This is a genomic window from Pseudomonas sp. NDM, from assembly GCF_003105095.1.
Lineage (GTDB): Bacteria > Pseudomonadota > Gammaproteobacteria > Pseudomonadales > Pseudomonadaceae > Aquipseudomonas > Aquipseudomonas moraviensis_A.
This window is the reverse complement of the sequence record NZ_QETJ01000045.1, coordinates 1-13,326: the sequence shown is the minus strand read 5'-3', so window position 1 is coordinate 13,326 and position 13,326 is coordinate 1. Positions and strand designations below refer to the sequence as shown.

The following is a 13,326-nucleotide window of genomic DNA, read 5'->3' as shown; positions in this document are numbered from 1 at the left end:
CGACACGCGACACTGAACAGGATTGCGGAGAAAGTAGATGAGCGCGCTCTATATGATTGCCGGCACCCTGATCGCCCTGGGTGTGCTGGTCACCTTCCACGAATTCGGCCACTTCTGGGTCGCGCGTCGCTGTGGCGTCAAGGTTCTGCGTTTTTCCGTGGGCTTCGGCATGCCGCTGCTGCGCTGGCATGACAAGCAAGGCACCGAGTTCGTGGTTGCCGCGATTCCGCTGGGCGGCTACGTCAAGATGCTTGATGAGCGCGAAGGCGAAGTGCCGGTCGATCAGTTGGATCAGTCCTTCAACCGCAAGTCGGTGCGGCAGCGTATCGCGATTGTAGCCGCCGGACCGATTGCCAACTTTCTTTTGGCCCTGGTGTTCTTTTGGGTGCTGGCCATGCTCGGCAGCGAGCAGGTGCGCCCGGTCATCGGTGCGGTCGAGTCCGGCAGCATTGCCGCCAAGGCCGGTCTGAATGCCGGTCAGGAGATTGTTTCGATCGATGGTGAGCCCACGTCGGGCTGGGCTGCGGTCAATTTGCAGCTGGTTCGTCGTCTGGGTGAGAGCGGCGCCATTCAACTGCTGGTGCGCGAGCAGGGTTCGAGCGCTGAGTCGCCGCGCACGCTGGCACTGGATAACTGGCTCAAAGGTGCCGACGAGCCGGATCCGATCCGCTCGCTGGGCATTCGCCCGTGGCGTCCGGCATTGCCGCCGGTGCTTGCCGAGCTTGACCCGAAAGGCCCGGCCCAGGCAGCCGGGCTGAAAACCGGTGATCGGCTGCTGGCGCTTGATGGCCAGCCGCTCGATGACTGGCAGCAAGTGGTCGATACCGTTCGTACGCGTCCTGATACCAAAATCATGCTGCGCGTCGAGCGCGACAATGCTCAAATCGACGTCCCGGTGACGCTGGCGGCGCGCGGTGAAAGCAAAGCGCCGAGCGGTTATCTCGGCGCTGGCGTCAAAGCCATCGACTGGCCGCCGGAAATGATCCGCGAGGTCAGCTACGGCCCGCTGGCCGCAATCGGCGAGGGTGCCCGTCGCACTTGGACCATGAGCATTCTGACGCTGGATTCACTGAAGAAAATGCTGTTCGGCGAGCTCTCGGTAAAAAACTTGAGTGGACCGATAACCATTGCTAAAGTGGCGGGCGCTTCTGCCCAGTCGGGCGTCGCTGATTTCCTGAATTTCCTTGCTTATCTGAGTATTAGCCTGGGCGTTCTGAATTTGCTGCCCATTCCTGTACTGGATGGGGGGCATTTGTTGTTTTATCTGATCGAGTGGGTGCGTGGTCGCCCCTTGTCGGATCGGGTGCAAGGTTGGGGGATACAGATCGGTATCAGTTTGGTGGTCGGGGTGATGTTGCTTGCTCTGGTCAACGATCTGGGTCGACTGTAACGCTTCGCTGAATTGCGAATCTGCCGCATTTTGCGGCAGTTTGTTTATTGCCAGTTGGAATAAGAAAGGACTTCATGAAACGTCTGCTGCTAACTGCGGTTCTCACCGTATTGATGATCGCCGAAGTTCACGCCGAGTCCTTCACTATCTCTGATATTCGCGTCAATGGCCTCCAGCGGGTCTCCGCGGGTAGCGTCTTTGGTGCCTTGCCGTTGAACGTCGGCGAGCAGGCGGATGATCGTCGCCTGGTGGAATCCACTCGTGCGTTGTTCAAAACCGGTTTCTTTCAAGATATCCAGCTGGGCCGCGAAGGCAACGTTCTGGTCATCACCGTGGTCGAGCGTCCATCGGTCGCCAGTATTGAAATCGAGGGCAACAAAGCGATTTCCACTGAAGACCTGATGAAAGGCCTCAAGCAATCCGGTCTGGCCGAAGGCGAAATCTTCCAGCGCGCCACCCTCGAGGGTGTCCGTAACGAACTGCAACGTCAGTACGTCGCCCAGGGTCGCTACTCGGCCACCGTCGATACCGAAGTGGTCTCGCAGCCGCGTAACCGCGTGGGTCTGAAAGTGAAGATCAACGAAGGTACGGTTGCCGCCATCCAGCACATCAACGTGGTAGGCAATACGGTATTCCCTGAGGAAGACCTGACCGACCTGTTCGAACTGAAAACCACCAACTGGCTGTCGTTCTTCAAGAACGATGACAAATATGCCCGTGAAAAACTCTCCGGTGACCTGGAGCGTCTGCGTTCCTACTATCTGGACCGCGGCTACATCAACATGGACATCGCTTCGACCCAGGTGTCGATTACCCCGGACAAGAAGCACGTCTACATCACCGTCAACGTGACCGAGGGTGAGAAGTACACCGTTCGTGACGTCAAGCTCAGCGGTGACCTGAAAGTTCCTGAAGACCAGGTCAAGTCGCTGTTGCTGGTACAGAAAGGCCAGGTGTTCTCGCGCAAGCTGATGACCACCACTTCCGAGCTGATCACCCGTCGTCTGGGTAACGAGGGTTACACCTTCGCCAACGTCAACGGCGTGCCTCAGCCGCACGATGACGACCACACTGTGGACATCCTCTTCGCTGTCGATCCGGGCAAGCGTGCCTACGTCAACCGCATCAACTTCCGTGGCAACACCAAGTCCGAGGACGAAGTGCTGCGTCGTGAGATGCGCCAGATGGAAGGCGGCTGGGCTTCGACCTACCTGATCGACCAGTCCAAGACGCGTCTGGAACGTCTGGGCTTCTTCAAGGAAGTCAACGTTGAAACCCCGGCCGTGCCAGGTGTCGACGACCAGGTTGACGTGAACTATGCGGTTGAAGAACAGGCTTCAGGTTCGATCACTGCCAGCGTCGGTTTCGCCCAGAGTGCCGGTCTGATCCTCGGTGGTTCGATCACCCAGAACAACTTCCTCGGTACCGGTAACCGCGTCAGCATCGGCCTGACCCGCAGCGAATACCAGAGCCGCTACAATTTCGGCTACGTTGACCCCTACTGGACCGCCGATGGCGTGAGCCTGGGTTACAACGCGTTCTACCGCACCACCGACTACGATGAACTCGATGCCGATATTTCCAGCTATGCGGTAGACAGCCTCGGTGCCGGCGTCAACGTCGGTTACCCGATCAGCGAGACTTCGCGTCTGACGTTCGGTCTGTCTGCCCAGCAGGACAAGATCAACACCGGCCGCTATACCGTTGACGAGATTTTCGACTTCGTTAAAAAGGAAGGCGATCAGTACCTGAACTTCAAGGCGTCGGCCGGTTGGTCCGAGTCGACGTTGAACAAGGGTGTTCTGCCGACCCGTGGCCGTTCCCAGAGCCTGACTCTGGAAACCACCATCCCGGGCAGCGACCTGTCGTTCTTCAAACTTGACTACCGTGGTCAGCTGTTCCAGCCGATCACCGAAAACTACACCATGCGTCTGCATACCGAACTCGGTTACGGCGACGGTTACGGCTCGACTGACGGCCTGCCGTTCTATGAAAACTACTATGCCGGTGGCTTCAACTCGGTACGTGGCTTCAAGGACAGCACTCTTGGTCCGCGCAGTACGCCGAGCCGCGGTGCAGCTGAAACGGGTAATACGGGGACACTTCCTGACCCGGATCAGGATCCGCTGCCATTCGGCGGTAACGTATTGATTCAGGGTGGTGTCGAGGTTTTGTTCCCGCTGCCGTTCGTGAAAGATCAGCGTTCTCTGCGGACCTCGGTATTCTGGGACGTGGGTAACGTATTCGATTCCAAGTGCGACAAGACGACCAACGCGAGCGCCGGTTCGACTTCCAGCACTCAGTGCAACGACATCAGCCTGAGCAACATGGCCAGCTCCGTCGGTGTCGGCGTGACCTGGGTCACCGCACTGGGGCCTTTGAGCTTCGCCCTGGCGATGCCGATCAAGAAACCGGATGACGCTGAAACTCAAGTGTTCCAATTCTCCCTCGGCCAGACGTTCTAAGCGTCTGACCCAAGACAACGACAATGGATTTTGTAGGAGTGCATCGTGCGTAAGTTGACTCAATTGGTTCTCCTGGCCTCCGTACTGGTGGCAGGCCCGGCGTTCGCCGACATGAAAATTGCCGTGCTGAACTATCAGATGGCACTGCTGGAATCCGACGCGGCGAAGAAGTACGCCGTGGATGCCGAGAAGAAGTTCGGTCCGCAACTGACCAAGCTGAAAACCCTGGAAAGCAGCGCCAAAGGCATTCAGGACCGTCTGATGGCCGGGGGCGACAAGATGCAGCAGGGCGAGCGTGAGCGTCTGGAGCTGGAATTCAAGCAAAAGGCCCGCGACTTCCAGTTCCAGTCCAAGGAACTGAACGAAGCCAAGGCCGTGGCTGACCGCGAAATGCTCAAGCAGCTGAAGCCGAAACTGGACAGCGCTGTGGAAGAAGTCATCAAGAAAGGTGGTTTTGACCTGGTGTTCGAGCGTGGCGCAGTCATCGATGTCAAACCTCAGTACGACATCACGCGCCAGGTTATCGAGCGCATGAATCAGCTGAAGTAACCCATGACCGTAACTATCAGGCTCGGCCAGTTGGCCGAGCACCTCGGCGCCACCCTGCGTGGCGACCCCGAGACGCAAATTACTGGGCTAGCCACTTTGCAAGAGGCTGGCCCAGCTCAGTTGAGCTTTCTGGCAAATCCCCAATACCGTAAATACCTGGCCGGTTCACAGGCCGCTGCGCTGCTGCTCAAGCAAGCGGACGCTGAAGGTTTCGCCGGTAATGCCCTGGTGGTGCCGGATCCTTATCTGGCCTACGCGCGTATCTCGCATTTGTTCGATCCAAAGCCAAAAGCTGCTGCGGGTATTCACCCGACGGCGGTCATTGCGCCGGACGCGGTAGTTGATCCGAGTGCCAGCATTGGCCCGTTCGTGGTCATCGAAGCCGGTGCTCGCGTTGCGGCACAGGTGACGCTGGGCGCGCATTGCGTGGTCGGCGCTCGCAGCGAGATCGGTGAGGGCGGCTGGCTGGCTCCTCGCGTCACGCTGTATCACGACGTACGCATCGGCAAACGTGTGGTGATTCAGTCCGGTGCCGTGATCGGTGGCGAGGGCTTCGGCTTCGCCAACGAAAAAGGCGTCTGGCAGAAAATCGCCCAGATCGGTGGCGTCACCATCGGCGACGATGTCGAGATTGGCGTGAACACCGCCATCGACCGCGGCGCCCTGGCCGATACCGTGATCGGCAACGGCGTCAAGCTCGACAACCAGATCCAGATTGCGCACAACGTCCAGGTCGGTGATCACACCGCCATGGCCGCCTGTGTCGGCATCTCCGGCAGCACCAAAATCGGCAAGCACTGCATGCTCGCCGGTGGTGTCGGTCTGGTCGGCCACATTGATATCTGCGACAACGTTTTCCTGACCGGGATGACCATGGTGACCCACTCGATTACCGAGCCGGGCGCCTATTCTTCCGGCACAGCCATGCAACCGGCGGCCGAATGGCGCAAAAGCGCGGCCCGCATCCGTCAGCTTGATGACATCGCGCGACGGTTGAAACAGCTGGAAAAGCGCGTAGGGGAAGTGACCCCTGACGGCAATGCTTCATCTGATGGCTGATACCATTTCCATATCAAGTGTGCACAGCCTCTAGACTGCCTCCTTGATTTGCTAGAGGAGTGCGCGTCAGTCGCGCTCCCAATCTTTACATAGGCTTTCCCCTGAAATGATGGACATCAACGAGATTCGCGAATACCTGCCTCACCGTTACCCGTTCCTGCTGGTGGACCGGGTGGTGGAACTGGACACTGAAGGCAAGCGAATTCGCGCCTACAAGAATGTCAGCATCAATGAACCGTTCTTCAATGGTCACTTCCCTGCGCATCCGATCATGCCGGGCGTGCTGATCATCGAAGCGATGGCTCAGGCTGCCGGGATCCTCGGTTTCAAGATGCTCGACGTCAAACCGGCCGACGGCACCCTGTATTACTTCGTCGGTTCCGACAAGCTGCGCTTCCGTCAGCCAGTCAAGCCGGGCGACCAGTTGATTCTTGAAGCGACCTTCATCAGTTGCAAGCGCAAGATCTGGAAATTCGAGTGCCAGGCTTCGGTCGATGGCAAGCCGGTCTGCTCGGCGGAAATCATCTGCGCGGAACAAAAAGTATGAGTTTGATTGACCCTCGCGCAATCATCGATCCGTCCGCCGTTCTGGCTGACGGCGTCGAGGTCGGCCCGTGGTCGATCATCGGCGCAGGTGTGGAAATCGGCGAGGGTACCGTGATCGGGCCGCATGTGATCCTCAAGGGGCCGACCCGCATTGGTAAGCACAATCGCATCTACCAGTTTTCTTCGGTAGGCGAAGACACCCCGGATCTGAAATACAAAGGCGAGGAAACCCGCCTGGTGATCGGTGACCACAACGTCATCCGCGAAGGCGTGACCATTCACCGTGGCACCGTTCAGGATCGTTCGGAAACCACCCTGGGTGATCACAACCTGATCATGGCCTATGCCCACATCGGTCACGACAGTGTCATCGGCAATCACTGCATTCTGGTCAACAACACTGCGCTTGCCGGCCATGTGCACGTTGACGACTGGGCGATCCTCTCCGGTTTCACCCTGGTGCATCAGTACTGCCACATTGGCGCGCACAGCTTTTCCGGCATGGGCACGGCGATCGGCAAGGACGTTCCGGCGTTCGTCACCGTGTTCGGCAACCCGGCCGAGGCGCGCAGCATGAACTTCGAAGGCATGCGCCGTCGCGGTTTCAGCGAAGATGCGATCCACGCCTTGCGCCGTGCCTACAAGACCGTCTACCGCCAGGGCCTGACGGTCGAGCAGGCGCTGGCCGAGCTGGTCGAGCCGTCTGCGCAGTTCCCTGAAGTCGCCGTGTTCCGCGATTCGATCCAGGCATCGACCCGCGGCATCACCCGCTGATCATGGCCAGTCTGCGTATTGCGCTGGTGGCGGGTGAGGCTTCCGGTGACATTCTCGGCGCCGGCCTCATGCGCGCGCTCAAGGCACAACACCCGGCGATCGAGTTCATCGGTGTCGGCGGGCCGCTGATGCAGGCCGAAGGCCTGACCTCGTACTTCCCCATGGAGCGCCTGTCGGTCATGGGCCTGGTGGAAGTGCTCGGTCGGCTGCGTGAATTGCTCAAGCGCCGCAAGGACTTGATTGCCACGCTGATCGCCGCCAGGCCGGACGTGTTCATCGGCATCGACGCGCCGGATTTCAACCTCAATATCGAACTCAAGCTGCGTCAGGCCGGGATCAAGACCGTGCATTACGTCAGCCCGTCGGTGTGGGCGTGGCGGCAGAAGCGGGTGCTGAAGATCCGCGAAGGTTGCGATCTGATGCTCACGCTGTTGCCGTTCGAAGCGAAATTCTACGAAGAGAAGGGCGTGCCGGTACGTTTCGTCGGTCACACCTTGGCCGATACGATTCCGCTCGAGGCTGACCGCGCCGCTGCACGTGCCGAGTTGGGTTTGCCCGACGGCCCGCTGGTGGCACTGATGCCGGGCAGCCGTGGCGGTGAAGTCAGTCGCCTCGGCGCACTGTTTCTGGATACTGCCGAGCGCCTGCGAGGCATGCGTCCGGGCGTACGCTTTGTCATTCCCTGTGCCAATCCGGAACGCCGCGTGCAATTGGAAGCGCTGCTGGTCGGCCGCGATTTGCCGGTGACATTGCTCGATGGTAAATCGCATCTGGCCCTCGCCGCGTGCAACGCCGTGTTGATCGCATCGGGCACTGCTACCCTTGAAGCGCTGCTGTACAAGCGGCCGATGGTGGTGGCGTATCGATTGGCGCCGCTGACATTCTGGATTCTCAAACGCATGGTCAAGAGCCCCTACGTGTCGCTGCCCAACTTGCTCGCCCAGCGCTTGCTGGTGCCGGAGTTGTTGCAGGATGATGCGACTGTCGAGGCGTTGGCGCAGACGCTGTCGCCATTGATCGAAGGCGGAGAGGAACAGACCCGCGGTTTCGACGAGATCCACCGCACGCTGCGGTGCGATGCTTCCAATCAGGCGGCGGACGCCGTCCTTAACCTGATCGGCAAACCACAATGAGCAAGACAAGCATGCAGATGGGCCTCGATTTCACCCTGGTCGCCGAAGTCGAAGAACTGGTCGCCGGTGTCGATGAAGTGGGTCGTGGCCCCTTGTGTGGCGCGGTGGTGACGGCGGCGGTGATCCTCGATCCGAACCGGCCAATCCTCGGCCTCGACGATTCGAAGAAGCTCACCGAAGCCAAGCGTGAAAAACTGTACGACGAGATCTGCGAAAAGGCCCTGAGCTGGTGCATTGCCCGCGCCGAGGTCGAAGAAATCGATGATCTGAACATTCTCCACGCCACCATGTTGGCAATGCAGCGTGCGGTCGCTGGCCTGCACGTTCAGCCGAAACTGGCGATGATCGATGGCAACCGCTGCCCGCATCTGCCGATGCGCGCCGAAGCGGTGATTCAGGGTGATGGAAAGGTTCCGGCCATCGCAGCGGCGTCGATTCTGGCCAAGGTCAGTCGCGATCGCGAGATGGCGGCATTCGAATTGATCTACCCGGGCTACGGCATCGGCGGCCATAAAGGCTACCCGACGCCCGTTCATCTGGAAGCGCTGGCGCGGCTCGGCCCGACGCCGATTCACCGCCGCTCGTTCGCCCCGGTCCGCCTGGCTTATGAGGCGCGGGAAAGCCTCACGCAGGTTTAGGCACAAGGCTGATGTTTTATTCGAGGCCCGGTACAATCCGGGCCTCGTTGTCTCTATGTAACTGGACAGGATCACTATGCCGGCTTCATTCGTTCATCTACGCCTGCACACTGAGTACTCCCTGGTCGACGGGCTGGTGCGGATCAAGCCCTTGGTCAAGGCGCTGACCGCCATGAACATGCCGGCGGTCGCGGTCACCGATCAGAACAACATGTGTTCTCTGGTCAAGTTCTATAAAAACGCCATGGGCGCCGGCATCAAGCCGATCTGCGGTGCCGACCTGTGGCTGGCGAACAAGGACCCGGATGCGCCGCTGAGCCGCATCAGCCTGCTGGTGATGAACGCTCAGGGTTATCGCAATCTCACCGAACTGATCTCCCGCGGCTTCATCGAAGGCCAGCGCAACGGCATGGTCATCGTCGAGCGCGAGTGGGTGGCCGAGGCCAACGAAGGCCTGATCATGCTGTCCGCCGCCAAAGAAGGCGAGATCGGCATGGCCATGATCGGCGGCAATCCGGCCGAAGCCGAAGCGCTGACCCGCGAGTGGATGGCGGTGTTCCCGGATCGCTTCTATCTGGAAATCCAGCGCACCAACCGTCCCAACGATGAAGAGCAACTGCACGGCGCCGTGGCACTGGCCGACAAACTGGGCGCGCCGCTGGTGGCGACCAACGATGTGCGCTTCATCAAGCAGGAAGACTTCGCCGCCCACGAAACCCGCGTGTGCATCGGTGAAGGCCGCGCACTCGACGACCCGCGCCGCTCAAAGAATTACAGCGATCAGCAATACCTGAAAAGCGCCGAGGAAATGCTCGAGCTGTTCAGCGATATTCCCGACGCCATCGAAAACACCGTCGAGATTGCCAAGCGCTGCAACATCGACGTGAAGCTGGGCACGCACTTCCTGCCCAACTTCCCGATCCCCGATGGCATGACCATCGACGAATATTTCCGCAAGGTTTCCTTCGAAGGTCTCGAAGAACGCCTGGCGGTGCTGCTGCCCAGGGACACCACCGAAGACTACGAAGCCAAGCGTCAGGTGTATGTCGATCGCTTGAATTTCGAGCTGGATATCATCATCCAGATGGGCTTTCCCGGTTACTTCCTGATCGTGATGGACTTTATCCAGTGGGCCAAGAACAACGGCGTACCGGTAGGTCCGGGCCGTGGGTCGGGTGCCGGGTCGCTGGTGGCTTACGTACAGAAGATCACCGACCTCGACCCGCTGGAATATGACCTGCTGTTCGAACGTTTCCTCAACCCGGAACGGGTCTCCATGCCCGACTTCGACGTCGACTTCTGCATGGACGGTCGCGACCGCGTGATCGATTACGTGGCCGAGAAATACGGTCGCAACGCGGTGAGCCAGATCATCACCTTCGGTTCCATGGCCGCCAAGGCTGTGGTGCGCGACGTGGCGCGTGTGCAGGGCAAGTCCTACGGCCTGGCGGATCGTCTGTCGAAGATGATTCCGTTCGAAGTCGGCATGACCCTGGAAAAAGCCTACGAGCAGGAAGAGATCCTGCGTGACTTCATCAAGGTCGATGAAGAAGCCGCGGAAATCTGGGAGATGGCGCGCAAGCTCGAGGGCGTGGTGCGTAACGTCGGTAAGCACGCCGGTGGTGTGGTGATCGCACCGACCAAGCTGACCGACTTCTCGCCAATCTATTGCGACGAGGCCGGCGACGGTCTGGTGACCCAGTTCGACAAGGACGACGTTGAGGCAGCCGGTCTGGTGAAGTTCGACTTCCTCGGCCTGCGTACGCTGACGATCATCGACTGGGCGCTGAAAACCATCAACCGCGACCGCGCCAAGGTCAACGAGCCGCCGCTGGATATCGCTTTTATCCCGCTGGACGACAAGCCGACCTATCAGTTGCTGCAAAAAGCCGAAACCACCGCGGTGTTCCAGCTTGAATCCCGCGGCATGAAGGAGCTGATCAAAAAGCTCAAGCCCGACTGCCTGGAAGACTTGATCGCACTGGTGGCCCTGTTCCGTCCGGGCCCGCTGCAATCGGGCATGGTGGACGACTTCATCAACCGTAAGCACGGGCGCGCCGAGCTGGCCTATCCGCACTCGGACTACCAGTACGACGGCCTCAAGCCGGTACTGGCGCCGACTTACGGCATCATCCTGTATCAGGAACAGGTGATGCAGATTGCCCAGGTCATGGCCGGTTACACCCTCGGTGGTGCGGACATGCTGCGTCGAGCGATGGGTAAGAAAAAGCCCGAGGAAATGGCCAAGCAGCGCGGCGGTTTCATTGAAGGTTGCGCGACCAACGGCATCGACGCCGACCTTGCCGGTAACATTTTCGACCTGGTGGAAAAATTCGCCGGTTACGGCTTCAACAAGTCCCACTCCGCCGCCTACGGTCTGGTGTCGTACCAGACCGCCTGGCTGAAAGCTCACTACCCGGCGCCGTTCATGGCCGCGGTACTCTCGGCGGACATGCACAACACCGACAAGGTCGTGACCTTGATCGAGGAAGTGCGCACGATGAAGCTGCGTCTCGACGCGCCAGACGTGAACACTTCGGAGTTCAAGTTCACGGTGAACGACGACGGCCGTATCGTTTATGGCCTCGGCGCGATCAAAGGCGTCGGTGAAGGCCCGGTGGAAGCGATCACCGAAGCGCGTCAGGCCGGTCCATTCAAGGATCTGTTCGATTTCTGCGCGCGGGTCGACCTCAAGCGCATCAACAAACGCACCCTCGATGGCCTGATTCGCAGCGGTGCGCTGGATCGCCTCGGCCCGTATTTCCATGACGAGCAGAAAGCCTATCAAGCCAACATCGACCGCAACCGCGCGGTGCTGCTGGCGGCGATGGAAGAAGCTATCAAGGCGGCCGAGCAGACTGCGCGTACTCACGACAGTGGTCACGCCGATCTGTTTGGCGGTTTGTTCGTCGAAGAAGATGCCGACGTTTATGCATCCCATCGCAAGGCCAAGGAGCTGACCCTCAAGGAACGTCTCAAGGGTGAAAAAGACACCTTGGGCCTGTACCTGACCGGTCACCCGATCGACGAGTACGAAGGCGAGATTCGCCGCTTCGCCCGTCAGCGCATCATCGACCTGAAACCGGCGCGCGATACGCAGACTGTGGCGGGGATGATCATTGCCCTGCGGGTGATGAAGAACAAGAAGGGCGACAAAATGGGCTTCATCACCCTCGACGACCGTTCCGGGCGGATCGAGGCGTCGCTGTTTGCCGATGCGTTCCATTCCGCGCAGTCACTGCTTCAGACCGACGCGATGGTGGTGGTCGAGGGCGAAGTCAGCAACGACGACTTCTCCGGCGGCCTGCGCCTGCGGGTCAAACGCGTGATGAGCATGGAGGATGCGCGGACCAATCTGGCCGAGAGTTTGCGCCTGAAGCTGCACACCCAGGATCTCAAAGGCGATCAGCTACGCTGGTTGGGCGAACTGCTCAAGCGTCATCGCGGCGCGTGCCCGGTGACCATGGAGTACACCAGCCCGGATGCGAAGACCTTGCTGCAGTTCGGCGAGACCTGGCGGATCGACCCGGCGGATGCCTTGATTCAAGCCCTGCGTGACCAGTTCGGGCGAGACAACGTCTTCCTCCAATACCGTTGACCGGCAAGTGCCATCATTGCGCTTGCCCGCAACCTGAATTTTTAATCTCGACCTCAGCGCGCCTCTCCCTTAAGGTAGGGCGCGAATAGACAACCGGCCGGCCCAAGCTCACTTGGGACACGACCCAAGACGGACGCCTATGAACCCGAATTTTCTAGATTTCGAACAGCCGATCGCCGACCTGCAAGCCAAGATCGAAGAGTTGCGCTTGGTCGGTAATGACAATTCGCTGAATATCGGCGATGAGATCTCCCGCCTGCAGGACAAGAGCAAGACGCTGACCGAAGACATTTTCGGCAAGCTGACCAGTTGGCAGATCGCACGCCTGGCGCGTCACCCGAAACGCCCTTACACCCTCGACTACATCGAGCACATCTTCACCGAGTTCGACGAGTTGCACGGCGACCGTCACTTCTCCGACGACGCTGCCATCGTTGGCGGTATCGCCCGTCTGGAAGACCAGCCGGTGATGATCATCGGCCACCAGAAGGGCCGTGAAGTACGCGAGAAAGTCCGCCGCAACTTCGGCATGCCGCGCCCGGAAGGCTACCGCAAGGCCTGCCGCCTGATGGAGATGGCCGAGCGCTTCAAGATGCCGATCCTGACCTTCATCGACACCCCGGGTGCCTACCCGGGCATTGACGCCGAAGAGCGCAACCAGAGCGAAGCGATCGCCTGGAACCTGCGTGTGATGGCGCGCCTGAAAACCCCGATCATCGCCACCGTGATCGGTGAGGGTGGTTCCGGCGGCGCACTGGCCATCGGCGTCTGCGATCAACTGAACATGCTGCAATATTCGACCTACGCGGTGATCTCGCCGGAAGGTTGCGCTTCGATCCTGTGGAAAACCGCCGAGAAAGCGCCGGATGCCGCTGAAGCAATGGGCATCACCGCCGAGCGTTTGAAAGGGCTCGGCATCGTCGACAAGGTGATCAGCGAGCCACTGGGCGGCGCCCACCGTGATCCGGCTGCGGCGGCTGCGTCGATCCGCGCCGAACTGAGCTCGCAACTGGCGATGCTCAAGCAGTTCGATAACGAAGCGCTGCTCAAGCGCCGTTACGATCGCCTGATGAGCTACGGTCTCTAAGTCGAGCGCTACCCCTTGTAGGAGTGAGCCTGCTCGCGATAGCGGTGTAACATTCAACCCATGTGTTGGCTGTCACACCGCTATCGC

Annotated in this window: 10 protein-coding genes; all 10 read left to right on the top strand. The window is 59.8% G+C overall.

The genetic code is table 11. The features are described 5' to 3' along the window. Window positions 1-37: 37 nt before the first annotated feature. The 10 genes from rseP (at window position 38) to DCO47_RS12120 (ending at window position 13,239) form a co-directional block, all read left to right on the top strand. On the top strand, window positions 38-1,390 hold the full coding sequence (gene rseP, locus DCO47_RS12165; RefSeq protein WP_042606981.1) for a sigma E protease regulator RseP: 1,353 nt from the start codon (window positions 38-40) through the stop codon (window positions 1,388-1,390). 74 nt (window positions 1,391-1,464) lie between these two features. Continuing rightward, window positions 1,465-3,855, top strand: coding sequence for an outer membrane protein assembly factor BamA (gene bamA / locus DCO47_RS12160; protein ID WP_065615285.1), 2,391 nt, complete (start codon window positions 1,465-1,467; stop codon window positions 3,853-3,855). A gap of 45 nt (window positions 3,856-3,900) precedes the next feature. Further along, window positions 3,901-4,404, top strand: a complete 504-nt coding sequence (locus DCO47_RS12155) for an OmpH family outer membrane protein (RefSeq protein WP_003222140.1) — start codon at window positions 3,901-3,903, stop codon at window positions 4,402-4,404. Between the two features lie 3 nt (window positions 4,405-4,407). Then, window positions 4,408-5,463: a UDP-3-O-(3-hydroxymyristoyl)glucosamine N-acyltransferase gene (gene lpxD, locus DCO47_RS12150; protein ID WP_042606983.1), complete on the top strand. Its 1,056-nt coding sequence runs from the start codon at window positions 4,408-4,410 to the stop codon at window positions 5,461-5,463. 106 nt (window positions 5,464-5,569) lie between these two features. Further along, the gene (fabZ, locus tag DCO47_RS12145) at window positions 5,570-6,010 is read left to right on the top strand and encodes a 3-hydroxyacyl-ACP dehydratase FabZ (protein ID WP_016771469.1); all 441 of its coding nucleotides are present in this window, start codon (window positions 5,570-5,572) and stop codon (window positions 6,008-6,010) included. Continuing rightward, window positions 6,007-6,783: an acyl-ACP--UDP-N-acetylglucosamine O-acyltransferase gene (gene lpxA / locus DCO47_RS12140; protein WP_064364255.1), complete on the top strand. Its 777-nt coding sequence runs from the start codon at window positions 6,007-6,009 to the stop codon at window positions 6,781-6,783. The genes fabZ and lpxA overlap by 4 nt, the downstream gene beginning before the upstream one ends. A 2-nt stretch (window positions 6,784-6,785) precedes the next feature. Beyond that, a complete protein-coding gene (gene lpxB / locus DCO47_RS12135) occupies window positions 6,786-7,916 on the top strand; it encodes a lipid-A-disaccharide synthase (protein WP_116658175.1) in 1,131 nt (376 codons plus the stop codon). Between the two features lie 11 nt (window positions 7,917-7,927). Then, on the top strand, window positions 7,928-8,554 hold the full coding sequence (rnhB, locus tag DCO47_RS12130; RefSeq protein WP_042606986.1) for a ribonuclease HII: 627 nt from the start codon (window positions 7,928-7,930) through the stop codon (window positions 8,552-8,554). Between the two features lie 76 nt (window positions 8,555-8,630). After that, window positions 8,631-12,152, top strand: a complete 3,522-nt coding sequence (dnaE, locus tag DCO47_RS12125; RefSeq protein WP_116658174.1) for a DNA polymerase III subunit alpha — start codon at window positions 8,631-8,633, stop codon at window positions 12,150-12,152. A 139-nt stretch (window positions 12,153-12,291) separates the two neighbouring features. After that, entirely contained in the window at window positions 12,292-13,239 is a 948-nt protein-coding gene (locus DCO47_RS12120; RefSeq protein ID WP_016771465.1) for an acetyl-CoA carboxylase carboxyltransferase subunit alpha, read from the top strand. Window positions 13,240-13,326 lie beyond the last annotated feature (87 nt).